Consider the following 24,329-nt stretch of genomic DNA (forward strand, 5'->3'; position numbering starts at 1 on the left):
TCCTTTATAGACCTTCCATAAGCTTGAAGGTCAACCGCCAGTTTAATTCAGTTGATTTGCGGGAACCTTAAAAACACCTTTGATACATTCAGGGTTGCGAACACAGATTTGAATATGTGTTTTTTCAAAAAACCCTGACTCTTCATAGATCGGGTTCCCTTCTAGAAAAACACCTCTAACCGTATCAATTGGGGCTTCACCGGCTTCGGTTCGAACCGCATGGAGCAATTGAATGACTGCGCAGTCTAAATTGCGACGCATTAAATCTGCACTGTTCTTAGGCATTTCGTATTCAGCTTTTTCGGCAATTTGATTTAGGCGAGTGAATGCCGTTCTGACCTGTTGAACTCCAGCAGACGTCGTTAAATCGAGACAAAGTCCGAGATCTATAATTGCGCCTACGACAGAAGGGTTCTTAATTCTTTTTCCTGATGGTCGAGATTTAAGCTCTTTGGCAAAGTCTAAGCCACGGTTTGGATTGGCTTCCCAAAAATAAATGCCGTTTCCGAGCCAGTCGTAATCATTTTGACTTGGCTTGAACTGATTACCATCAATTAACTGTCTCGCGACTTCATTATCGCAACCATGGTAGCCAAGTATGAAAGATGATGCGAGGCGGTGCAAATTGCCTACTTGTATTTTTTGGTTAGGCGGCCAGTCGTGGTGTAGACACCTAAATCTTGCAAGGTACTGCGAGCTTTCTCTTTAGAAACAACAGCATGCTTCGTAAAGTTGTGTGCCTGAACTGCAAATCTTTTAGCCGCAGTTTGTCCTAGTACACTTGCAGCAACTGATTTCTTCTGTCCAGACGAAACGCCTTTTTGGGGTTTTTGCTTATCCATATATCTTCAAAATCCAAAAGAAATATTCGCTGTTAGTATAACATATATTCGCTCAGTCTTATCATTTTGATTGAATACACATAACTAAGGGTTAGTTCTCAAAATCTATTCACCGAATCCATTGGCTTAATCTGCCAGTAGGTGCAGGGCTTGGGCGGGGGTCGAAGCGGAAAGGTTTGGAATTGGGTGCTTTGGCATCGGTAATGCCGCACAGCACGTCGACTACGTCATCCGTGACTCACTCCAGAAGAACGCCAATACCACGATAAAAACGCCGGATAGGCTTCCACCAAAACGTGAAAGACGAAAGCGCCATGAGTCAGTATAAAATCTTCAGAAAGAAAAGTAAGGCCAGCCCTCGTAGCGCTTAGGCGAGGACTGGCCTCTTTTATTAGTAGTTAACGGACAAGGTCAGGCCCGCTTTAAAGCCATCGTTCAGGGTTGGTCCGTAACGACGGAACTGAACAATATACAGTGAGTTGGTGACGTAAGTGGTATCAAAGAGGTTTTCCCCCCACGCCGTCAACGACCAGTTGTTTCCGCTAACCCCGGCACTGGCATTTACATTGTAGCGCGCCGGTGTCCAGGAGAGGTTCAAAGCATCGACATACTGCTTCGAGGTATAGGTCAGGTCGGTTCTGACAAAGAAGTCCATGTCATCGGACACAGCACTTTCGTATTGAATACCGAACGAGCCTTGCGTTTTGGACTGGCGTGGCAGGCTTTTGCCGCCCACTTCGCCGTCTGCAGGGCAAAATACATCATCACAAACGCCGACGAATTGTCCCCACTTCGTGCCATCTTTAAACTCAGGGTCAGACGTTGAGAACGCATAGTTTAGGCTAATTTCCTCAGTCGCCTGGAACTGACCATCAATTTCAATGCCTGTGCTGCTGACGTCGCCAACATTAAGGAAGACGGTTGGGGCCACTGTCCCTGGTGCCAGGTTGTTTGGATCGATTCCGCTTGGCACCGCTGTAATTTGCATGTTGGTCCAGTCAATATAGTAGGCGGACGCATTGACGACCAAGCGGCCATCCAGGAACGTGTTTTTGGTGCCGATCTCGTAAGTCCAGTTTTCTTCTGGCGCGAAGGTTTGCTCTGCCGCGATCAGATTAACAGGACCTGCAACGAAACCATTGAACCCGCCAGCCTTCACACCTTTTGCCGCTGACGCATAGACCATTGTATCTTCTGACAGGTCGTACTCAGCGGTGAGGCGCGGCGTGAAATCGGAAAAACTGTCTTCCTGTGGGACCAGATTGGCGACGTTATCGAAAAACGAAACATCGACCCAGGACTGACGTGCTTCCAGGGATAGACGCGCCCGATCCTCTAAGAACGAGTATCGGATGTTTCCGAACACCGCATCGGTGGTTTCATCAACCGTGAAGTTTCTCAAAGGAATTGGAAAACCTGTCAGATCAAGGGTGCCTGATGTGGGATCCGTGATCACCAAATTTGGGTTGGCGACGGCAAACCCGAGCGCGAAAACAAACTCATCATCGATCTTTGCGCGGTAATATCCGAATTCTCCGGACAAGGGTCCATCAGGGTTGTAGGCAACACGCGCTTCATGGCTTTGAAAGTCGTTGGTGCCACCTTGCTTCTGATAAGTGAAAAATCCACCGGCGACTGCGTCATCCGGCAGCGCAGACACAGACTCTGCTCTGCCGTCTACATTTGCAAAGATATAGTCGAATGAAAAATCGTCGCCAAAGTCATAAGACAGACCGGCCCGAATAAAATCGGTTTTTGAGGTTGTGTCTGGCTGATCTGCGACAAGAACGCCCTCTGGACGGTTCGACGTTGGAGACTGGAAGGGGCTTGCCGTATCGGGCAATTCGCCACAGTAAAAGGAGGGGGTGCCTAAGCCTGGAATGGCTGGGCCGCAGTTGAGCAAAATTTGCGATCTGTTGCCCGACACCACGTATCCGGCGCGCGGTTCCGTCTTGGTGTCGTTGACCATGTACATGGCATCGATTTCAAGACCTTCTATCGGCGTGGCTAAAAAGCCAGCGCTGTAAGATTCATTTTCGTAGCCGCCAATTTTTTCAAAATCTTTTGAAACATTTGGGAAGTCATTATCCTGGTTGCCATCAAACTCGCTGCGGCCGTAAGACCCTCGCACGGCGAATTTATCGGCAACGAGAGGCGCGCCAAAAGACGCCTTAAAATCGAGACGACCATCGGTGCCGACGGTGGTGGAGCCTTTGGCTTCATACTCTTCGAGGGATGGTTTATGGCTGACGTAATTGATGGCACCGGCAAATGCATTCTGGCCATACAGAGAACTTTGGGGGCCTTTCACAACTTCGACCCGAGCCAAATCCATCAATCCGATGCTGATGGAGTATTGCCGTGGAATGTAAGCCCCGTCGAGAAAGACCGCGACGTTTTGAACTCTGTTTTGAATGTCGGCTTGCGTCAGACCGCGAATGGTGAGCACGCCATTAAAACCCGTTGTGAAATCTTCGAAGTTCAGGCCCGCCGTATAATCCGCTATGCCTTCCAGATCATCAATTGAGCGTCTTTCAAAATCCAGCGCCGATAACGCCGTGATGGAGAGCGGAACGTCTTGAAGGCTTTCTTCGCGCTTACGTGCCGTGACAACAATTTCCTCAAGGGCCATTTGTTGAGCCACAGCCACCGCAGCGTCGCCAAGTCCAACCATAAGTGCCAGTGCTGACACCGAGATATTCAGCCGGTTCATTATATTTTATGTCTCCACGTAAAGTTAAATTATGTGCGTCCGTGATCACGGGCAACCTTAAGGGACTGAATTATCAATAATTTTCACCTGTGTCAGCCCTCACACTCACAATAAATTCAATAGGCACAGCAGACGATCAATAAGTGGTTTTTAATGGAGTGGCGCTATTTTCACGCTGGATCAAGCGGTGTAATCCGCCAGTGGGCACCGCTCTCGACCGGAGGATCAAAGCGGAAGGGCGCGGAGTTAGGCGCTTTGGCGTCTGGGACACCGCACAGCACTTGGGCCAACCGGCGATACACCCCACCATGACACACCAGTAACAGCGGACCGGGATACCGGGTGAGGCACTCTTCCAGGGCGATGACGATGCGGATGGTGAAATCTGCGATGGTCTCCGCGCCCTCAAAATCCTGATCGACAAAGCCAGAGACCCAGGGCTTGCCTTCAAAATTACCAAAGGCGCGCTCCATCAGACCGTCGTGCCGGGTGATCTGGAGCTTGAGGCTCCGATTCACAATCTCGGCTGTTTCGTAGGCGCGCTTTAAGGGACTGGCGATGATACGCGTGGCCCCATGGCCGGTGAGCAGAGGAATAGACGCGGCGGCTTGATCTCGTCCTGTTGTATTTAGGGGAATGTCTGTTTGGCCCTGGGCGAGACGGTTTTTGTTCCACTCAGTCTCGCCATGGCGCAGATAGAAAAAGGGCACGTGTGGCAAAACATTAAGCGCCTCTTTAAGATCCATTGAGCGAGACTTTATGTGTATGTCAATATAATAAAGTGAATAAATACAGTATATTATAAAACATTTTATTCGCGGTCTTGTGATCCTGTACTGCCGACATCGTCGCGCCGCGGGTCGGGCTGGAGGCCATCGGTGGCGGCCTCAAGGCTGTGATCGGGGGTGAACTGACCGGCGCGCTTGGCCAACACCTCTTCGATGTCCAGGACGTTTGGATCACGATCAGCGGTCATTTGGCCCTGAGACCGGGGCGGTTTTTGATAGGTCAGGCGACCGATTAAATCATCCAGCTGTTCCAGATCAGAATAGGACAAGGCCAAGACGCCACTTTTGCCATTGAAGCTGATATCAACCTTCAGGCCAAGCGCCTCTTCTAGACGCACCTCCAGCGCGCGGGTGTCGGCATCTTTGGGTTGCGCCGCCTGGGCCAGCGTGGCCTTGCGCGGACGGCCGGATTTGCCGTGCTTTTTGACCAGTTTTTCAACCTGGCGCACGGACAGGCCCTTGGCCACAATCTGCTTGGCCAAAGAAGCCGCATCATCTGCCCCGATCAAAGCCCGGGCATGACCCATGGAGAGCTTGCCTTCATCTAGGAGCTGTTTCACGCCGTCCGGCAGGCTGAGCAGGCGGATCATATTGGCGATATGAGCACGGCTTTTACCCAGCGCTTCCGCCAGGGCTTCCTGGGTGTGACCGAACTCATCGAACAGCCGCTGATAGCCTTCGGCCTCTTCCAGTGGGGTGAGATCTGCCCGTTGCAGGTTCTCGACCAGGGCCACTTCCAGAACCTCAAGATCTGTAAATTCTTTAATGATTACAGGGACTTGGTAGACTTTCGCCCGCTGTGCCGCACGCCAGCGCCGCTCGCCAGCGATGATCTCATAAGTGCCATCGGGGGCGGCGCGCACCAGCAGCGGCTGCAGCACACCCTTGTCTTTAATGGATGAGGCAAGCTCATCGATCTGCTTATCGTCAAACATCCGGCGGGGCTGAAAGCGCGATGGCGCCATATGCTCGACCGGCAACTCTGCCAAACCCTTGGTCGGCACTGCAGACGCGGGAGCAGCGGAGATGCTGGGTGCCGCTGATGATGGCGAAGCGGCTGGGTTGGCGGCTCTCGCCGTGGGCTCCATATTGACCGGGGCCTCGGCAGCGGCGTCACCAAACAGGGCGTCTAAGCCACGACCCAGGCTCTGGCGGGGTTTGTTGGCGCTCATGCGGCCACCGGCGGCATGGTATGAGGAGTGTGGACCTGTTCACGCTTGAGCACTTCGCCGGCCAGCTTAAGGTAAGCCTGCGCGCCCTTGGACTGAAAATCGTACAACAGCACCGGCTTACCATGAGACGGGGCCTCGGAAATCCTCACGTTTCTGGGAATAACGGTGGAATAGACCTTATCGCCGAAGAAGCCGCGCACATCGGATTCAACCATCTCTGAGAGGTTGTTGCGCTTATCAACCATGGTCAGAACAATACCCTGAATCTCCAGGTCTGGATTGAAGGATTGCTTGACCCGCTCGATGGTGCGGACCAATTGACTGATCCCCTCCAAGGCCAGAAACTCGACCTGAAGCGGAACCAATACCGCATTGGACGCCACCCAAGCATTCAGGGTGAGCAAGCCAAGAGAGGGCGGGCAATCGATCAAAACGTAATCGTAGTCGTTTGAGACTTTGGCCAGCGCTTCGCGCAGCCGGGTGTTTCTGTTCTCGACCTGAACCAACTCCAACTCGGCTCCGGCCAGATCGACGCCGGACGGCACGATACTCAGATTGGGCACAGAGGTGGCGACAGAAGCCTCGTTCACATCCGCATCGCCCATCAGCACATGATAGGTGTTTGTCGCGCGCTCTTTAGACGGAATACCGAGACTGGTTGAGGCATTGCCCTGGGGATCGAGATCGACAATCAAAACCCGTTTGTCGACCGCCGAGAGGGCTGTGGCCAAATTGACGGTGGTGGTGGTTTTACCGACACCACCCTTTTGATTGGACACCGCCAGGACGCGTGGCGAAGTGCCCGGCTCAACCCGATGGGCTTGAGGGGGATTGGATTCTATCGGATTGGACATAGGACACCTCGCTCACGCTTAACACACTGCCTCGCGGATCAGTTATACTAGGTCGCCGATCCACCTTTATATTCCACATTTTGTGTGCATCGGTCAATTCATCCGCAATATGTTGACCTTTTAAATATATATGCTGTGTGTCAGCTCCACTAAATTTTTGCGCGTAACTGAGCAATTTCTTCAAGGGAGCCAAGGCTCTGGCGGTGATCACGTCCGCGACAAAGGGCTTAAGGGCTTCGATCCGTGAATTGTGAATTTTTACGGACACACCCATTTCATCAGCAGCCGTTTGCAAAAAAGCGGCTTTTTTGCCGGTCGATTCGACAAGATGAACATCGGGAACACCCATAGCCGCCAACACCAAACCGGGAAAGCCTGCGCCTGAACCGAGGTCCACAAGCGTTTTTGCATCTTGCGAAATAAGGGGAAAAATCTGGGCGGAGTCCAGCATATGCCGATGCCAAACATCATCCAGGGTCGACCGCGCCACCAGATTCATGCGGCTGTTCCAGTCTTTGAGAACCTCCACATAGATTTTGCACTGTTCCAGTGTTTCACGTGAAACACTGGTTTGTGCCTGAAAATCTTCTGCCGTGAAGAATGTTTGTTTCACGTGAAACAATCCTTAAAGAGGGCCTTAAAAAGAGGGAGCCGATTGCAACATTATAATACCAACGCCCGCCAAGGCGAATCCCACCAAGCCATCGACGAGCCTCTGGTTTGACAGAAGGGATTGCTTTAGTGCGTGGCTGGACAAGACAGTCGCAACGATGGAAAACCAAATCATCGCCATAATGGGCATTCCGAGAACAAGCCCGATCAGCTGATCTTTATCCGCCACAGCCTCAGACAGCACCGTCGTTAATCCCACCAGAACAATAGCGGCGTTGGGGTTAGACACATTGGTAAGAAGCCCGAGAATAAATGGTGATTTCTTGGATGTCTCCGGGGTTTCGTCCGGTGACTCTTGTGCTCCGCGTATGGCTGCCGAAATTGATTTTGATCCCATATAGATGAGGACACCGCCACCTATGAGACGCACCGCTTCCCATAGCCCTGGCGCAGACTGCATCACCTGGGCAAGCCCGAGAGCTGCGCTGACAACCCAGAGCCCGACGCCTGTGGCAACACCCAGAGCGGCTTGAAGGGCTAGTTTTTTCCCATTTTGCAAAGACCCGTTTTGCAAAGACAGGGCCGTAACCAGAATAAAGTCCGGTCCGGGACTGATGAGCCCCACCAGATACGCGCCATAAACCGCTAAAAGTAGGGTGCTGTCTATCATATGGTATTTCAAAAAGAGTTATGGGAAATGTTTCACGTGAAACAGTATTTCGGGATTACCCGGCTTGCGCCAAAGTGGGGTCCGGTCGCCCGCTGCTCACCAGAGTCGGCTTGCGGACATAGCGCAGAAGGGCTGTTAATCCAGCAGGTGTAATGCCTGGGATCCGCGCCGCTGCACCAAGGGTTTCAGGTTTGGAGGCAGATAGCTTCTGGCGCACTTCGTTCGACAGTCCGCCAACTTCTGCATAATCCAAGCTCTCGGGCAGGCGCAGGTTCTCGTCCTTGCGGAAGGCTCGTATATCCGCGTCTTGCCGTTCCATATATCCGGCATAGCGGCCTTCAATCTCCAGTTGCTCGCGGACATCCATGCGGACGCCTTCCAGTTCCGGCCAGAGATCCTGAAGCTGCCACCAGCCGATGTCCGGATAAGACAACAGATCAAACCCGGAGCGACGGACGCCATCCTGGTTGATCTTGTATCCTCTAGCGACCAATGATGATGGCGTCGCCACCAAGCTTTCAAGGTGAGCGCGGGCTTTGGTCAGGGCATCTTTCTTTTGCATGAATGTATGCGCCCGCTCTGAACCAACGCATCCCATCTCCATGCCTTTTTCCGTCAGGCGCAGATCTGCATTGTCGGCCCGGAGTTTGAGACGGTATTCCGCACGGGACGTAAACATCCGATAGGGCTCTGCTGTACCCCGGGTGGTTAAGTCATCGACCATAACCCCCAGATATCCTTCCGCGCGATCAACTATGAACGGCGCGGAACCAGACACTTTGCGTGCGGCGTTGACCCCCGCCAGAAGGCCCTGAGCGCCAGCCTCTTCATAGCCCGTCGTGCCGTTGATCTGACCGGCAAAATACAAGCCGCTGACCTTTCGGGTTTCCAGGGTCGCACGCAATTCGCGTGGATCGACAAAGTCATATTCGATGGCATACCCGGCTTGAAGCATCTCGGCCTTCTCCAAACCTGGAATGGTCTTGAGCATGGCCAGCTGAACATCTTCGGGCAAGCTGGTCGAAATCCCGTTGGGATAGACCGTGTGATCATCGAGTCCTTCGGGCTCAAGGAAAATCTGATGGGCGTCCCGCTCCGAGAAGCGGACAACTTTATCCTCAATGGACGGACAATAGCGCGGCCCGGCGCTCTCGATCTGGCCGTTGTACATGGGCGCGCGATCTTTATTGGCCAGGATCAGCGCATGGGTGTTTCGATTGGTGCTGGTGATGTGACAAGAGATCTGCGGCGTGGTGATCTTATCTGTCATAAATGAGAAAGGCACCGGAGGAGCATCACCCGGCTGTTCAGCGAGCAGGGCATAATCGATGGTCCGGCCATCGAGACGAGGCGGCGTGCCTGTTTTCAGCCGAGATAGAGAAAAATCAAATGATTTCAATGTCTTAGACAAACCGTAGGAGGCTTTTTCGCCGATCCGGCCCGCCGGGATACGCTGTGCGCCGCGATGAATAATGCCGCCAAGAAAGGTGCCCGTGGTCAGAACAACCGCGCCACAGGTGATGCGCGTGCCGTCGCCCGTGATCACCGCTGTGACTTGTTTGGTGTTGAGATCAATCTCAAGATCCTCTGCCGCTCCGGCGCTGACGGTAAGATTATACTGTTCTGCCAGCAGCGCCTGAACCGCTTGGCGATAGAGTTTGCGGTCGGCCTGTGCCCGGGGGCCACGCACAGCGGGACCTTTGGACAGATTGAGCATGCGGAACTGAATGCCGCCCGCATCAATGGCCTTGCCCATGATGCCATCGAGCGCGTCAATTTCCCGAACCAGGTGACCCTTGGCCAAACCGCCAATCGCTGGATTGCAGGACATCTCGCCAACCGTTTCAACCTTATGGGTGAGCAGCAGGGTGCGTGCACCAACGCGCGCGGCAGCAGCAGCGGCTTCCGTTCCTGCGTGACCGCCACCGACCACGATGACGTCATAAGCGTTGGTATTATCCGGCGTCATAGAACGCGCAATCTCCTAGAAATCCGCGCCCTATATAGAGGACTATTGGTCTGCCGTCACCGTTTCGTGTGCAGGCTTCGCGTTATCCTCTGAGTCAGGATCATGCCTCATGGCGATCGGCAGCAACGCCAGCGATAAAGAACAAAACAAAATTACCGCAACGGCCAAAGCCAAAGGGCCGTTGACCAAATAGGGGGCAACGATCTGCGTGCCTAAGGCCGACATGCCCATGGCCGTAAACATCATCAACCCGCCGGCAGAGCCTGTGGCCTTTCCGGAAAACGCCATGGCGCGGGCAAAGCCTGGACCACCTCGAAACCCAAGGCCAATAGCCATGGGCAGCATGGTCAGAGTGAAACTGACCGAGCTAAACCGCTCGGGGAAAAACACAGCCAGCCCAAGAAACAGCGCACCACTGGTAAACTGCAACAGCGCGCCGATGGTAATGACACGGTCAATACCAAACCGGTCGGTCAGTTTGCCGGCCAGATTGGCAACGATAACAAAACACACAATCAAAGACACTTGCATCGTAACAAATGCCGTCGTGCTCTCGCCCAAGTAGGTCACGATCAAATACGGCGACGCCATAATGAAAACAATCAAGCCGGTGAACCCCATGGCATGGCTGACCTGGTAGCTCATAAACCGGCGCGACTTCATCAGTCTCCAATAGCGTAACGCCGCTGATGGGCGATCCGCATCCCGGGGTGGCGGAGCGGGCAAAGTCAAACCTTGCAGCGCCACAACCGTCAGCACGGCAATCACCGCCATCAACCAAAACGTCGAGGTCCAGCCAAAAGAAACCACCAGCCACGCCCCCAACACCGGGGCGATGGCAGGCAACGCCGCTTCCATAGACGACACCACAGAAATTAGACGCACAACAATCCGGTCATCTCCGGCCTCCCGCAGGATGGCGGGCGCCAGGGCGGTCCCTGCCGCGGCCGCGAACCCCTGAATGGCGCGCAAACCAATAAGCGTGTTCATGGTGTCCGCGAACGCGCAGGCCACCGACGCGGCAGCAAAGGCGCTGAGTGTGCAGGTCAAAATAACGCGGCGGTTATAGAGATCTGCCAGCGCGCCAAACACCAGCTGACCGATGGCAAAGGTGGCGAAAAAAACAGCCAGGGTATATTGCGCCCCAACCGCATCCCCGTTCAGAACCTCGGGCAAAATGGGGATCGCCGGCAGATAGAGATCTGTCGCGAGCATGGAACTGCCCGTGGCAAGAAAGACGGGAAGCGCAAGAAGGAAAACAGCGCGTGTCATAAGGTCTTCTTTAGGCCCATCGTCGCCGGGCTGATGTGCCTTTCAGTATAAACACGCTTGGTCCGGAAAATGTGGTGCGGTGATAGCAGTCCAACCTAAATCGGACAACCCAAAGACTTTAAAACCCCAAAGACTCGGACGATCCAAAAGCGAGAGGGTCTTATTTGCCGATACAAAAATCGCGGAACACCACATCAAGAAGATCTTCAACATCGACATGACCGGTGATGCGGCCAAGCGCGCGAACCGCCAAGCGCAAATCTTCCGCTGCGAGTTCTGGAAGATCGACTGACCGTGCACGAACTAAGGCCGCAACGCATTCTTCCAGGGCCTGGCGATGACGGGCGCGGGTTATAGGGGCATCCGTGCCAGCTTCACACAACGCTGCGACGCGCTCCGTTAGTTTTGCAATAAGCAGATCAATACCAAAACCCTCTTTGACAGAAATAAAATGGGTCTCCTGCCAGGCGTTTTCGACATCTAACTCCTGCTCGCGAGCCTGATCCAGAAGGTCGGCTTTGTTCACAACCACAAAAGCCTCAGGTGTTATTAAATCAATCGTGGCCGGATCACGCACCGGATAACTGGCCCCATCCAGTAAGGCAATGATAACGTCTGCCTGTTCAGCGCGGCCTTTGGCGCGGCGCACGCCTTCATCTTCAATGGCATCTTCCGTGTCGCGCAGGCCCGCCGTATCGGCTACCAAAACCGGATAGCCCGCAAGATCCATATGAACCTCAATCACGTCCCGTGTGGTGCCGGCTGTTTCCGAAACAATGGCCGCATCACGCTTTGCCAATAGATTGAGCAGACTGGATTTTCCGGCATTTGGTGGGCCGATGATAACCACGTGCACACCTGATCTGAGGCGCTCACCCCGGCCCTGATCGGACAGATGGTCATTCATGTCGCGCTCTAACGTTTCAATGGACGTCCACAAGGCTGCCGCCGTCTCTTCCGGCAGATCTTCATCCGGAAAATCGATCACGGCTTCCAAATGGGCCAACGCCTTGATCAACTGTTCACGCCAGCCATCATAACGTGTTTTCAGAGCGCCGCCCATTTGCCGCAAGGCTTGCCGGGCTTGCGCACGGGTTTCTGCGTCTACCAAATCTGCCAAAGCTTCAGCCTGGGTCAGATCCAGCTTTCCGGCATCAAACGCCCGCCGGGTAAACTCGCCCGGTTCAGCGGGGCGCAACCCACCGATATTTTGCAAAGCCGATAACACGCTCTGCATGACCGCATGTCCGCCATGGATGTTCAACTCAACCACATCTTCACCCGTAAAACTGGCCGGACCCGGAAACCATGCCACCAAGGCTTCATCAAGGTATTCAGCGGTGCTGAAGTCTTTCAGGTCAGCCAGGATCAATTTGCGAGGCTGGGGGGTTTTTACGCCCAGGCGGCTTAACGCTCTCTCTGCCTTGGGTCCGGAGATGCGAATAACAGCCACACCGGACCGTCCTGGCGCGGTGGCTGGCGCAAAGATTGTGTCTATAATCATGATGTCAGCAGCGTATGTAGGCTATTTCTTTTTTGATGAGCCCAGATTCCCCGTCATATTATTTGTCATAGACGACCAGAACACCTTTTGCATATCGGCCAAACCATCCGCGCCGACGGGAAAGACCGTTTTCAAAATCTCTTCCGGATTCATCGACTTTGCAGCCTTGTCCATTTGGCTGCGCCAACTGTCCATCATTTCCTGTTGCAACGGGGCGATGTCCGGCAGCCCTAAGAACGTGCGGGCCTCTTCAGGCGTGCACTCCACATTAATTTTTACTTTCATAGCCCTCTCTCCGTTGCTGTTTCTTTAAATCCGAGTCTACGTCACCTACAGTAGAAACGAAGCCCATAAAACAAAAGCCTCCTTGGTTTTATGGTGGGCCTTTATCATCCGTTTTTTTCGAAAGAGAGTCTGTGTCCCAAACGTCCAACATTGCAACCGGTCAAAACCGCCTCGGGGAGGAAACCAGTCCCTATCTATTGCAGCACAAAGATAATCCGGTGCATTGGTGGCCCTGGGGCAGCGAGGCTCTGGCTGCTGCAGAATCTGAAAACAAACCGATTTTACTGTCTGTTGGGTATGCCGCCTGTCACTGGTGTCACGTAATGGCCCATGAGAGTTTTGAAAACCCTGACATCGCCAACATCATGAACCGTCTGTTCATCAACATCAAAGTCGATCGTGAAGAACGGCCGGACATTGATGCGATTTACCAAAAAGCCTTAGCCGCCACCGGCGAGCAAGGCGGTTGGCCTTTGACCATGTTTATCACACCGCAAGGCAAGCCGTTCTTCGGCGGCACCTACTATCCGCCCGAACCCCGCTATGGTCGCCCGGGCTTTGGGGATTTTATCCAGCGCCTGGCGAAGGTCTATGAGGAAGATCGTAAATCCGTCGAGGAACAAGCCAGTAAAATCATCAATCACCTTTCGCGACCACAAGACGGGGAACTGCGCGATGGCTTAACGATTGCCATGCTCGATGAAGCCGCCGTTCATATTGTTGATCATTTCGACTTTGTTGATGGTGGCCTTCAAGGGCAACCGAAGTTCCCGATGACCGATGTGTTTGAGTATATGTGGCGCGCCTATCGTCGCAGCGGTGAAACAAAATACAAAACCATCACAACTTTGACCCTTCAACGGATTTGCCAAGGGGGCATTTACGATCACCTCGGTGGCGGCTTCGCCCGCTATTCCACAGATTCCAAATGGCTGGCCCCGCATTTCGAAAAAATGCTCTACGACAATGCGCAACTGATCGACCTTCTGAGTCTGGTTTGGGCAGAAACAAAATCTCCCCTCTACAAAACACGGGTCGAGGAAACCGTGGCCTGGGTGTGCCGAGAAATGCGGGGGGAAAACGGCGCCTTCGCAGCCACTCTGGATGCCGATTCAGAAGGAGAAGAAGGCAAATTCTACGTTTGGTCTGAAGCAGAAATTGATGCGGTTCTCGGAGACGACGGTGCCTTGTTTAAAGACATTTACGATGTTTCAGCTAACGGCAACTGGGAAGGTAAGGTCATTCTCAATCGCATCAACAGTGGGGATCAAGACCTCTCCGAGAATGAAGAAAGCCTGCTCGCAGCTCAACGGCAGAAACTTTTTGACATGCGTGCGCCCCGTATTCGCCCAGAGCGCGATGATAAGGTATTAGCCGATTGGAATGGCTTGATGATTCAAGCGCTGACCCGCGCAGGAATGCTCTTTGACCATGCACAATGGGTCAGCCTTGGCCGTGAGGTTTACGACGCCATTTTATCGACCATGATTTGGCCGGACAACAAAGGCCGCAAGCGGTTGGCGCACTCACTATGCGGTGGGCGTCTTCAGAGCGTCGATATGTTGGATGATTATGCCAACATGATTGGCGCAGCGTTGGCGCTTTACAGCGCAACCGGCGATGAGGCTCTTCTAACCCAGGCGATTAATTGGTCAGATCTCGTTCATGATTTATATTGGAACGAGTCCGGGCATGGCTACTTTTTCACAGCCGCCGATGCAGAAAATCTGATAGTGCGCACCACACAAGTCACTGACACCGCAACACCGTCAGGCAATGGTGTAATGCTTCAAAATTTAGCCCGTCTGTTTCATCTCACCGGCAACGACCGCTTTCGGATTCGTGCGGATGCTCTCATCGAAGCCTTTGATGTCGATGCGATGCGTCATTTCCCACATACGTGCGCGTTCTTGAACGGGTTTGAACTTTATACCTCTGCTGTTCAGGTCGTGATCGTCGGCGACCGTAACACACGTGAAGCAGGTGCCTTGTTCAGAGCAGCGTTAAGTTTGTCGTTGCCAAACCTTGTTCTATCAACTCTGGAATCAACCGACACCTTGCCAGCCGGACATGCCGCCTATGGTAAAATAGATGTCGATGGACACGCTGCGGCCTATGTGTGTCGCGGGCCAGTGTGTCAGCCTCCGGTCACTTCGCCTGAAGAATTGCTGACTCTTTTGTCTGCGTGAAAGTAACAGCCGTGACTCAGCTCTCCTTTCATTCTCCTGTCGGTGAATTGACGCTTTCAGAAGAAGACGGCGCGATTGTCTCTCTCGACTGGGGCTGGGCGCAGGATCAAGGAACAAACGCACTTTTGAGTGAGGCGCGCACTCAAGTGATGGGATATTTCGATGGCGATAAATCCGGGTTTGATCTTGTCTTAAAGCCCCCGGGAACGTTATTCCAAACCCGCGTGTGGAACGCCATGAGGAACATACCTTTCGGCAGCACCCAGACCTACGGACAGATCGCTGAGGCGCTCTCATCATCTGCGCGCGCGGTCGGCAATGCCTGTGGTGCAAACCCGATTCCGATCCTAATTCCCTGCCACAGAGTTGTCGCTGCCTCGGGGCTGGGGGGATATTCAGGAGAGGGCGGTTTAGAAACAAAGCAGTGGCTCCTCAACCTTGAAGGCTGGCGAGGATAGGGTTAATCAATTGCACAGATTCATTTTCAAGAATTAGGACGTAGGACAAAAAATGGCACGCGCAATCGTAATCAGTGAGACCGGTGGCCCTGAAGTTATGGTCGCCAAAGATGTTAATATTGGCACACCGGGGCCTGGCGAGGTTCATCTGCGACAAACGGCCATCGGTGTAAATTTTATCGATACCTACCATCGCTCAGGATTATATCCTGTGCCTGGACTCCCTTTCACACCAGGCATGGAAGCCGTGGGCGAGATTGAAAGCGTTGGTGAGGGTGTCACGGACCTTAAAGAGGGAGACCGCGTGTGTTACGGCAATGGCCCCATAGGATCCTACGCTTCTGAGCGCATCATGCCTGCGGCAACATTGATAAAAGTCCCAGCAAAAATCACTGACGAGCAAATTGCCGGTATGATGCTGCGTGGCCTAACAGCTTGGTACCTTCTTAGAAGTCTTCATGAGTTGAAGGCTGGTGAAACGGTTTTGTTTCACGCCGCCGCTGGCGGAGTTGGTTTGATCTTTTGCCAATGGGCCAAAGCCATTGGCGCAACAGTGATCGGCACGGTCGGGTCAGAGGAAAAAGCAGAGCTGGCAAAAGCCAATGGCTGCACCCATACAATTCTCTACAAATCAGAAGACTTTGTCGCCAAGGTCAACGAGCTGACAGACGGCAATAAGGTATCAGTCGTTTACGATGGTGTCGGCAAAGATACCTTCATGGGCTCACTCGACTGTTTGCAAAAACGCGGCCTGATGGTGTCCTTTGGCAATGCCTCGGGCCCGCCACCAGCAATTGACATAGGCAGCCTTGGTCCAAAAGGCTCGCTGTTTGTGACACGTCCCACCTTGTTTGATTACACCGGGACGCGGGATCAGTTGGTGCAGGGCTGCAACGATCTTTTTAAAGTCGTTGGTTCTGGTGACGTCAAGATTGAGGTCGGCCAGTCCTACGCCCTAGATCAGGCGGCCCATGCGCACAACGATTTGGAAACCCGCAAAACGAAGGGTTCAACGATTCTACTAACGTAGAAATATCAACCGCAGAAGATTCAATGTTTTCGGACGATTTTAGTCGCTGGTGGCAATGGTTAAGTTCTCTGGTTGAGGAAGAACCATACCTTTCCAGCGCGCCCGTTGAATCATTTTCTCATGATGCTCTGTTTCGATGCGTTTTCGGTCTTCTACAGAGATCGAACTTGAGAGCTTGGTTTTAAAGTCTGCAATTTCCGCTGGCGACATCAAGGATTCTCCAAAAACTGGAGTTGCAGATGTCTGATCCGCTATCGCTTGCGCTGAAAAAAGAGCAAATAAAGCTGAAACAAGAACCGCAAACTTTTTCATTTAATCCCTCTCACGTCTTCTCAGAGACTGATAAGGATCAAACTATGACCAATAATATTTGGTTTGTCAGCGAAATTATTATCTACAGCCGAAACAATGCAGCAGCTTTGACCTAGTGATTCATGCGATCAAAGAAATCATCGTTATTTTTGGATTCCCGCAGTTTATCCAACAAGAACTCCATCCCATCCTGGGTGCCCATTGGATCGAGAATGCGGCGCAACACCCACATTTTCGATAGTGTCTTTTGATCGACCAGTAATTCTTCTTTGCGAGTCCCTGACTTGGTGATGTCGATGGCCGGGAAAATTCTTTTATCCGCCAGCTTGCGTTCCATCACAATTTCAGAGTTCCCGGTGCCTTTGAATTCTTCAAAGATCACTTCATCCATCCGGCTTCCCGTATCAATAAGCGCGGTCGCGATGATGGTCAGGGAGCCGCCTTCTTCGATGTTGCGCGCTGCCCCAAAGAAACGTTTTGGGCGCTGCAGAGCATTGGCATCAACACCACCGGTCAAGACTTTCCCGGATGAGGGTACAACAGTGTTGTACGCGCGCGCTAAACGGGTGATTGAATCCAGTAAAATCACGACATCGCGTTTGTGCTCGACAAGACGTTTGGCTTTCTCAATGACCATCTCAGCAACTTGCACGTGACGAGAGGCTGGTTCATCAAACGTAGAACTGACCACCTCACCCTTAACCGTGCGGTCCATATCCGTGACTTCTTCTGGACGCTCATCGATGAGCAAGACGATCAAATAAATTTCCGGGTGATTGGCAGCTATAGAATTGGCGATATTCTGCAACATCACCGTTTTACCGGCACGGGGCGGGGCCGTGAGAAGCGCCCGCTGGCCTTTGCCAAGCGGTGAAACAATCTCAATAACTCGTCCTGATAGATCCTTAGCTGTTGGATCATCAATCTCCATATTGAGTTTTTCATCGGGATAGAGAGGCGTCAGATTATCAAAGTTGATTCGATGTCTCACCGCATCCGGCTGTTCAAAGTTGATGGTGTTGACTTTGAGAAGCGCAAAGTAACGTTCACCATCTTTGGGGCCTCTAATTTCCCCTTCGACCGTGTCGCCGGTGCGTAAGCCAAAGCGCCGCACCTGGCTTGGAGAGACATAAATATCATCGGGACCTGCCAGATAATTCGATTCCGGAGATCTCAAAAAACCGAACCCATCTTGTAGAATTTCAAGAACGCCTTCCCCAGAGATGGCTTGGTCTTGTTCAGCAAGCTGTTTCAAAATTGAAAACAGCATATCTTGCTTGCGCAAATTTGAAGCATTCTCGATCCCGAGTTCTTCTGCAAAGGACAGAAGTTCCGGCGGAGATTTACGCTTAAGTTCTTGAAGGTGCATTGAGGGACAAACTCCCAAATCTGGTTTTTATGGTGGGCCGATGTTTCAGTGTGTCATCGGAAGGGGAGGAGATATCTTAAAAACAGCCAGTTTTAAATCACTGAAGTATGATCTTAAGATATGGCTGGCTTTGACATTAGGGGAAAGAGGACTGAAGCCGTCCTTAAGAGGTAGATTTTCGTACCGCACCCTTCGGTCACATGTCAATTTATAATTCGATGATGGTGGAAAGACAGAAAAACTTATCTTCCTAAATATATAAGAATCTAATCTTAAAAGATGTAGTTGTTGTAGGGTAGGCGTTTAGCGGGGATAAAATATTATCCTCAGAAATTTCTTGTTGTTCTCGTTTTTATAAAAAGCAGCCGTTAATTTGTATAAAATATTGAAAAACAGACTTTTCCATCGTTTTTCAGCTCTTATAACCGGGATAACTCTTTAAAAAGAGTGTTGATAACGTGGAAAACAAAGTTCTTTCCCGTAAGACACAGAATAACTTCGCTTTTCATCCACCGTTGGTAAATTGCAGGATGAAAAACTAACAATGGGACTGAAAAATTCAACGTCTTGATAATGTGCCACTTATCCCCACAATCAAAAACTTATCCGGTTATCTAAAAAGTGCCTGAAACCATTTTTAATCTCCATTTGGTCTCTGATTCTTCAGGTGAAACCGTCAGCGGAATCGCCCGGGCTTGTTTGGTCCAATATGATAAGGAAGAGGTGACCGAACACTTCTGGTGGCTGGTGCGCACAAAAGGACAAATGAGCCGTGTGATTGATGGCATTAAAGCAGCGCCAGGTTTGGTGATCTTTACACTCCTTGATCCGACCACCCGGGGCCCGCTTGAACAAGCCTGCCGGGATCTTGGCGTTCCGTGTGTTTCAGCGCTTGATCCCGTAATGACAGCGCTCGGCAGCTGGTTTGATAAAGAAGGAGGTCATGAAATTGGCCGCCAGCACAATCTGGATGATGAGTACTTTGACCGCATTGAAGCCATGCATTTTGCGATGGCCCATGATGATGGTCAGTCTCTCAGCGGACTTGTGAACGCAGATATTGTCTTAATTGGGGTCTCGCGAACTTCCAAGACGCCGACCTGTATGTATTTGGCAAACCGGGGATTCCGAACGGGTAACATCCCTTTGGTCCCGGGTGTTGCCCTGCCAGAGGATGTTATTGTCTCACAACGACCGCTCTTTGTGGGGCTTACCCGTGAGCCGAAAAGCCTGACAGACATTCGCCAAACACGTCTGCGGCTGATGAACAACGAAGAGCGCGGGACAGATTACGCAGATGTAGACTTGGTGAAAGAAGAAATTGCGGCCTCGCGGCGTCTGTTTCGTAAACACAATTGGCCTGTGATCGATGTCACACGAAAATCCATTGAGGAAACAGCGGCCTCGATCATTCAACTGTATAATGAACGGCGTCCAGCGTGAGTGCGTTAAGCTTGCTAACCTCGAAGCCGGTTATTCTGGCTTCTGCAAGTCAAAGCCGGGCACAAATGTTGTCTGCTGCCGGCGTTCATTTTGAGGCTATCCCGGCTTATGTGGATGAAGAAACCGTCAAGCAATCCTTAAAGGCGGATGGTGCGGATGCTTTATCAGCGGCTGAAACATTGGCCGAGTTAAAAGCTGTTAAAGTCTCTAACGCTCATCCTGAAGCCCTGGTGATTGGAGCTGATTCCATTCTCGATCTTGGCGGTGAATGGTTTGATAAACCACCAGACCTTGATCATGCAAAAGCGCATCTCATCACTTTGCGCGGTCGCACCCATTATCTGGCAACGGCGGCTGTGGTGGCCTTAGGCGGAAAGCGAATTTGGCATGTCCAAGACCGGCCGTCTTTGACAATGAGACGATTTTCGGATGCTTTTTTAGAAGCTTATATTTCAGACGTTGGATCGTCTCTCCTGTCGTCTGTTGGGGCCTATCATCTGGAAGGGCGCGGTGTTCATCTGTTTGAAAAGATTGACGGTGATTTCTTTTCTATTCTTGGCTTGCCTCTCCTTCCCCTGCTCTCATTTTTACGAGAGCATAATGTTGTGATGTCATGACCCGGTTAGACCAACCAAAGCTGGCGGGGGTGATGGGGTGGCCAATTTCACATTCATTGTCCCCACGTCTTCATGGCTATTGGCTACGCGAGCACCGTATTGCCGGGTCTTATGTGCCCCTGCCGGTCAAACCAGAAAATCTGGAGCATGCCCTTCGGGCATTACCACGTCTTGGCTTTCGCGGTGTGAATCTGACAGTGCCCCACAAAGAAAAAGCGCTGCTCTTCATGGATAACGTTTCTGACATCGCCAAACGTATCGGCGCTGTGAATACGGTCTTTGTCGATGAACGAGGGTCTCTTTCTGGGACAAATACAGATGCCGAGGGCTTTCTGAAAAATGTGCGTTTAACAGCTGATCATTGGGATGAGTCTCAACCAGCTGTTGTTCTGGGCGCGGGCGGTGCCGCGCGCGCCGTTGTTGCCGCTTTGATTGATTCTGGAGTACCTGAAATCAGACTTTTCAATCGCACGCGGTCAAAAGCGGAAAACCTAGCGTCCTCCATCGCCGGACCAATTAGAGTTTATGATTGGTCGCAGCGCGCTGACTCCTTAAGCGGCGCAGGCCTGCTTGTGAACACGACCACACTTGGAATGGTAAACCAACCACCGCTCGAGATTTCTTTGCAGGCTTTGCCGAAAACAGCTGTTGTAAATGATCTCGTTTATGCGCCACTTGAGACGGCGTTATTAACAGACGCGCGAACTCTGAACCTCAACGTGGTCGATGGACTGGGCATGCTGTTGCATCAAGCCGTGCCAGGTTTTGCGGGATGGTTTGATGTTCAGCCAAAAGTTACCGAAGAGCTGCGCACGTTTGTTTTAGCCCCGGTTTAGTGTCTTGATAGATTCAGGCATGCCAAGATTGGCTTTAAAACTCAGGCGACGGACGCCACACCCGTGGCCCTTTAAACTCATTGGGCTTACCGGGTCCATTGCCATGGGGAAATCAACCGCTGCAACGATGATCCGGCGCATGAGAATTCCGGTCTTTGATGCAGACCGCGCGGTTCATGCCTTGCTGGGGGCGAATGGTGATGCGGTCCCAATGGTCGCAGCACGCTTTCCGGAATCGATTGACGCATCAGGCATTAACCGCCAGAAACTAGGTCGACTGGTGTTTGAGGACCCGGAGGCCCTGACAGATTTAGAACGTATTTTGCACCCCCTGGTCAAAAACAAACGCCAGAAATTTTTGCAAACCAATGCTATCCGCCGGGTCAGAGTTGTTGTGTTGGATGTGCCCCTGCTTTTTGAAACAGGCGGAGACAAACGCTGTGACGCCGTGTTTGTTGTTAGTGCACCTAAAGCCATCCAGCGCCAAAGAGCGCTTTCCCGTGATGGCATGACAGAGTCTAAATTACGCGGCATTCTTGACCGACAGATGCCAGACACTCAAAAAAGGCGGTTGGCATTTGCTGTCATTCCGAGCGGTCTTGGTTACCATGTGACACAACAAAAGCTAAATAAAGCGATCTCAAATCTCGCGTTCCATCCAAAAAAAGAAGACCAATAAGCCATGCGTGAAATTGTTCTCGATACTGAAACCACCGGTCTTGATCCTAAGTCCGGAGACCGGGTCGTCGAGATAGGGTGTGTTGAATTACACAATCATATGGCCACGGGCGAAACCTATCATACCTATCTCAATCCCGAGCGGGATATGCCGTCAGCAGCTGAGGCGGTGCACGGGTTAAGTTTTGAGTTCTTAGAAGATAAACCAAAGTTTCAAGATATTGCCGCAGACTTTCTGAAGTTTATTGGGAACTCCCCCGTAATTGCTCATAACGCCAGCTTTGATTTGGGGTTTTTAAATGCGGAGCTGGAAGCGATTGGCCAGCCGATTATTTCAAAAGACAGGTCTATTGATACGATTCCCCTGGCGCGTAGAAAGTTCCCTGGGGCGCAAGTTAATCTGGATGCGTTGTGTCGACGCTTTAACATCGATTTATCGGCGCGTGTAAAACATGGTGCGCTGTTAGACGCCGAATTGTTAGCTGAAGTTTATCTTGAGCTTGTTGGTGGTCGTGAGCCCGGTCTTGGCTTTTCAGCCAAGAGCCAAGTTGAAACAGGAACACGCCAAGTTAAAGTTCACCGGCCTGTGAGGCCGTCGCGTCCCCATAGGATTTCAGCCGACGAAAAAGCGGCCCATGACCTCTTTTTGGTGAAAATTAAAAATTCTTTGTGGATCGCTAAAACAGATCAGACTTAGAGGTTCTGTCCTGCAACCGTGCCACCGGTAACAGCCGCTTTGCTTTTTGCTTCCGCTTCTCTTTGATGTTCTTCATCGGTTGCGTATTTACGCCGGTATAGATCCGTGAAATCTACCAACTGCAACATCAAGGGTGGAAAACCACCCTGTGTGGTGACGTCGGCAACAATTTGCCGCACGAAAGGATACATTTGCCGGGGCACTTCGATGAGCAAAACCGGGCGAATGTGATCTTCTGGAATATTGCTAAGCTGAACCACGCAGGCATAGGCCACCTCCATGATGAAGGCCGCTTTCTCTCCTACGGTTGCTTCCAGATGAACGGTTAACGTTACTTCATGCTGGTTTTCTTTGATCTCGCGTACAGAACAATCAATAGAAATAGGAATGTCCGGAGGCGTTTGTCTTAGGACCTGAAAAATTTCAGGGGCATCAGGCGCTTCGAAGGACAAATCCTTGATGTATTGGCCAATAAACTGAATGGGCGCGACCGGCTGAGAGTCTGCTGGTGCGGCGCCAGCGCCGGTTGACGTGTCGCTCATGAAATGTCCTTCCTACAGAAATACGCCGATGAAGGCTCGACGCTGGATACTAAAACTCTAACGATGCGCGGCGGGCGAGGTAGCATGGAAAACCATATGCGACAAGAAGGCGTTAACCAAAAGCGGTGATTTGGGTTTAGTCTTTCCGGTCTTCCTGGTCCCGATCATCAGACAGTGCCGGGGGTTGATCTGGAGGGACTTCGCGATAATCGCCATCTACATCATATCTCTGGCTTGAAGAGTCTTCTGGTCTTCCTCCAGCAGTCATCACGACAGAAATATTTGCGCGTGAAACCATCCAGGCCATTAACAAAACCCGAACGAATGGAACGAAAAGAAACAGTCCAATAGCATCTGTTATGAAACCAGGCGTGAGCAGAAGGGCTCCTGCGACCAACTGACATGCGCCGTCAAAGGCTGGTTTCAGTGGCATCTCATTGCGGTCCAAACACTCTCTGACCCGGTTGAGGGTCGCAAGTCCTTGATTTCGCATTAAAATGGTGCCGATCAAGGCTGTTGCCAGAGTCGCGCCAATGGTCGCCAAGGCACCGATTTGTGATCCAACAGAGATTAAAACCCAAATCTCAAGGAGGGGCAGAGAGATAAATGCAAAAAGGATTAGTAGGGGCATGCTTGCCCTTGTTCTATGAAGTCCCTATGTTCGGGACAGGTGCCGAGTCACTGATCACTTAATGATCAAGGGTGACTTGGTCAACGAGTATCCGCCTTTTTAAGCGGTAATGAGTTGGAATAGTTCGCCTTATTTTGACAGCTCTAGAAAACGGTTCGTATTGCCATGGATGGCTTTCAATTCGTCGATATTATTCTTCTTGCTATGGTGGCAGGGTTTCTCGTCCTACGCCTGCGCAGTGCTCTGGGGCGCCGCACGGGCCACGAGCAAAAACCAGATCAATATAAAAGCAACGATAATGTTGTTGATTTGCCGTCTCGGACTGACTCCGAGACAGGTCAACCCATCACCAGAGATATTGACCCAGCTTATATCGGCACGCCGTTTGAAGAAGGTTTGACGCAGATTACTTTGTCGGACCCGCATTTTTCAGTTCAAGATTTTATGACCGGTGCGAGCAGTGCTTTTGAGATGATTGTTTTGGCGTATGCAAATCATGATGCTGATACGCTTAAGCCGTTGCTTTCTGATGATGTGTATTCAAATTTTGCATCAGCTATCCAAGATCGTGAAGACCGCAATGAACAGATGGAAACAGAGTTGGTTATTATTAAGCCACCTCATCTTGAGGCTGTGACGGTTAAAAAACGCTTGGCAAGCATATCTGTGCGTTTTGAAAGCGAACAGGTTAATGTCATTAAGGACTCTGAGGGTGTTGTCGTTGACGGTGACCCTGAGCATGTTGAGAGTGTTACAGACATCTGGACCTTTGAGAGGGACCTGTCCTTGTCTGATCCCAATTGGTTGCTCGTCGCAACCCGCAGTGTGGACTGATACGGTTCTGCG

At 51.7% G+C, this 24,329-nt stretch carries 25 protein-coding genes; 9 read left to right on the forward strand and 16 right to left on the reverse strand.

All coding sequences use genetic code 11. The features are described from left to right. Positions 1-42: 42 nt before the first annotated feature. The 12 genes from RIC29_10630 to RIC29_10685 form a co-directional block, all read right to left on the reverse strand. Complete coding sequence (locus RIC29_10630) at positions 43-624, reverse strand: hypothetical protein (protein ID MEQ8735369.1); 582 nt, start codon at positions 622-624, stop codon at positions 43-45. A gap of 5 nt (positions 625-629) precedes the next feature. Beyond that, positions 630-842, reverse strand: coding sequence for a hypothetical protein (locus RIC29_10635; GenBank protein MEQ8735370.1), 213 nt, complete (start codon positions 840-842; stop codon positions 630-632). A 391-nt stretch (positions 843-1,233) separates the two neighbouring features. Further along, positions 1,234-3,555, reverse strand: a complete 2,322-nt coding sequence (locus tag RIC29_10640) for a TonB-dependent receptor (protein MEQ8735371.1) — start codon at positions 3,553-3,555, stop codon at positions 1,234-1,236. Between the two features lie 170 nt (positions 3,556-3,725). Further along, a complete protein-coding gene (locus tag RIC29_10645) occupies positions 3,726-4,301 on the reverse strand; it encodes a histidine phosphatase family protein (GenBank protein MEQ8735372.1) in 576 nt (191 codons plus the stop codon). Positions 4,302-4,366: 65 nt separating this feature from the next. After that, positions 4,367-5,515 carry a ParB/RepB/Spo0J family partition protein gene (locus RIC29_10650; protein ID MEQ8735373.1) on the reverse strand — a complete coding sequence of 383 codons (1,149 nt, stop codon included), beginning with the start codon at positions 5,513-5,515 and terminating at the stop codon, positions 4,367-4,369. Beyond that, positions 5,512-6,369, reverse strand: coding sequence for a ParA family protein (locus RIC29_10655; GenBank protein ID MEQ8735374.1), 858 nt, complete (start codon positions 6,367-6,369; stop codon positions 5,512-5,514). The genes RIC29_10650 and RIC29_10655 overlap by 4 nt, the downstream gene beginning before the upstream one ends. Continuing rightward, positions 6,323-6,982: a 16S rRNA (guanine(527)-N(7))-methyltransferase RsmG gene (rsmG, locus tag RIC29_10660; GenBank protein MEQ8735375.1), complete on the reverse strand. Its 660-nt coding sequence runs from the start codon at positions 6,980-6,982 to the stop codon at positions 6,323-6,325. The genes RIC29_10655 and rsmG overlap by 47 nt, the downstream gene beginning before the upstream one ends. 24 nt (positions 6,983-7,006) lie before the next feature. Then, positions 7,007-7,651 carry a LysE family translocator gene (locus RIC29_10665; GenBank protein ID MEQ8735376.1) on the reverse strand — a complete coding sequence of 215 codons (645 nt, stop codon included), beginning with the start codon at positions 7,649-7,651 and terminating at the stop codon, positions 7,007-7,009. Positions 7,652-7,706: 55 nt separating this feature from the next. Continuing rightward, a complete protein-coding gene (gene mnmG, locus RIC29_10670; GenBank protein ID MEQ8735377.1) occupies positions 7,707-9,620 on the reverse strand; it encodes a tRNA uridine-5-carboxymethylaminomethyl(34) synthesis enzyme MnmG in 1,914 nt (637 codons plus the stop codon). A 42-nt stretch (positions 9,621-9,662) separates the two neighbouring features. Next, complete coding sequence (locus RIC29_10675; GenBank protein MEQ8735378.1) at positions 9,663-10,892, reverse strand: MFS transporter; 1,230 nt, start codon at positions 10,890-10,892, stop codon at positions 9,663-9,665. Between the two features lie 160 nt (positions 10,893-11,052). Continuing rightward, positions 11,053-12,396, reverse strand: a complete 1,344-nt coding sequence (mnmE, locus tag RIC29_10680) for a tRNA uridine-5-carboxymethylaminomethyl(34) synthesis GTPase MnmE (protein ID MEQ8735379.1) — start codon at positions 12,394-12,396, stop codon at positions 11,053-11,055. A 21-nt stretch (positions 12,397-12,417) separates the two neighbouring features. Then, on the reverse strand, positions 12,418-12,681 hold the full coding sequence (locus RIC29_10685; protein ID MEQ8735380.1) for a DUF6489 family protein: 264 nt from the start codon (positions 12,679-12,681) through the stop codon (positions 12,418-12,420). Between the two features lie 131 nt (positions 12,682-12,812). Between RIC29_10685 and RIC29_10690 the strand changes: the two genes are divergently transcribed. Genes RIC29_10690 through RIC29_10700 form a run of 3 tightly spaced genes read left to right on the forward strand, consistent with a single transcriptional unit; the run spans position 12,813 to position 16,358 of the window. Beyond that, the gene (locus tag RIC29_10690; protein ID MEQ8735381.1) at positions 12,813-14,870 is read left to right on the forward strand and encodes a thioredoxin domain-containing protein; all 2,058 of its coding nucleotides are present in this window, start codon (positions 12,813-12,815) and stop codon (positions 14,868-14,870) included. Between the two features lie 11 nt (positions 14,871-14,881). Beyond that, entirely contained in the window at positions 14,882-15,328 is a 447-nt protein-coding gene (locus tag RIC29_10695; GenBank protein ID MEQ8735382.1) for a methylated-DNA--[protein]-cysteine S-methyltransferase, read from the forward strand. A gap of 52 nt (positions 15,329-15,380) precedes the next feature. After that, on the forward strand, positions 15,381-16,358 hold the full coding sequence (locus RIC29_10700; GenBank protein ID MEQ8735383.1) for a quinone oxidoreductase: 978 nt from the start codon (positions 15,381-15,383) through the stop codon (positions 16,356-16,358). A gap of 39 nt (positions 16,359-16,397) precedes the next feature. On the opposite strand, the gene RIC29_10705 is transcribed toward RIC29_10700, so the two are convergent. Further along, a complete protein-coding gene (locus RIC29_10705; GenBank protein ID MEQ8735384.1) occupies positions 16,398-16,670 on the reverse strand; it encodes a hypothetical protein in 273 nt (90 codons plus the stop codon). Positions 16,671-16,782: 112 nt separating this feature from the next. Further along, on the reverse strand, positions 16,783-18,039 hold the full coding sequence (rho, locus tag RIC29_10710) for a transcription termination factor Rho (protein MEQ8735385.1): 1,257 nt from the start codon (positions 18,037-18,039) through the stop codon (positions 16,783-16,785). A 621-nt stretch (positions 18,040-18,660) separates the two neighbouring features. Here rho and RIC29_10715 point away from each other — a divergent pair. From RIC29_10715 to dnaQ, 5 genes are read left to right on the forward strand one after another with little or no spacing between them, the layout of a single operon-like run. Beyond that, positions 18,661-19,482, forward strand: coding sequence for a pyruvate, water dikinase regulatory protein (locus RIC29_10715; protein MEQ8735386.1), 822 nt, complete (start codon positions 18,661-18,663; stop codon positions 19,480-19,482). Next, complete coding sequence (locus tag RIC29_10720; protein MEQ8735387.1) at positions 19,479-20,099, forward strand: Maf family protein; 621 nt, start codon at positions 19,479-19,481, stop codon at positions 20,097-20,099. Before RIC29_10715 ends, RIC29_10720 begins: the two co-directional genes overlap by 4 nt. Further along, positions 20,096-20,935, forward strand: coding sequence for a shikimate dehydrogenase (locus tag RIC29_10725; protein ID MEQ8735388.1), 840 nt, complete (start codon positions 20,096-20,098; stop codon positions 20,933-20,935). The genes RIC29_10720 and RIC29_10725 overlap by 4 nt, the downstream gene beginning before the upstream one ends. A gap of 19 nt (positions 20,936-20,954) precedes the next feature. After that, positions 20,955-21,614: a dephospho-CoA kinase gene (gene coaE, locus RIC29_10730; protein MEQ8735389.1), complete on the forward strand. Its 660-nt coding sequence runs from the start codon at positions 20,955-20,957 to the stop codon at positions 21,612-21,614. A 3-nt stretch (positions 21,615-21,617) separates the two neighbouring features. Further along, entirely contained in the window at positions 21,618-22,310 is a 693-nt protein-coding gene (gene dnaQ, locus RIC29_10735) for a DNA polymerase III subunit epsilon (GenBank protein MEQ8735390.1), read from the forward strand. Here the strand turns inward: dnaQ and secB are convergent. Next, positions 22,307-22,852, reverse strand: coding sequence for a protein-export chaperone SecB (gene secB, locus RIC29_10740; GenBank protein ID MEQ8735391.1), 546 nt, complete (start codon positions 22,850-22,852; stop codon positions 22,307-22,309). The two genes, dnaQ and secB, sit on opposite strands and share 4 nt — an antisense overlap. A gap of 136 nt (positions 22,853-22,988) precedes the next feature. Further along, the gene (locus RIC29_10745) at positions 22,989-23,483 is read right to left on the reverse strand and encodes an FxsA family protein (GenBank protein ID MEQ8735392.1); all 495 of its coding nucleotides are present in this window, start codon (positions 23,481-23,483) and stop codon (positions 22,989-22,991) included. Positions 23,484-23,648: 165 nt separating this feature from the next. Here RIC29_10745 and RIC29_10750 point away from each other — a divergent pair, with 165 nt between their 5' ends. Continuing rightward, complete coding sequence (locus tag RIC29_10750; protein MEQ8735393.1) at positions 23,649-24,317, forward strand: Tim44/TimA family putative adaptor protein; 669 nt, start codon at positions 23,649-23,651, stop codon at positions 24,315-24,317. Positions 24,318-24,329: the final 12 nt, after the last annotated feature.

It is taken from the genome of Rhodospirillaceae bacterium, assembly GCA_040219235.1.
GTDB lineage: Bacteria > Pseudomonadota > Alphaproteobacteria > Rhodospirillales > Rhodospirillaceae > WLXB01.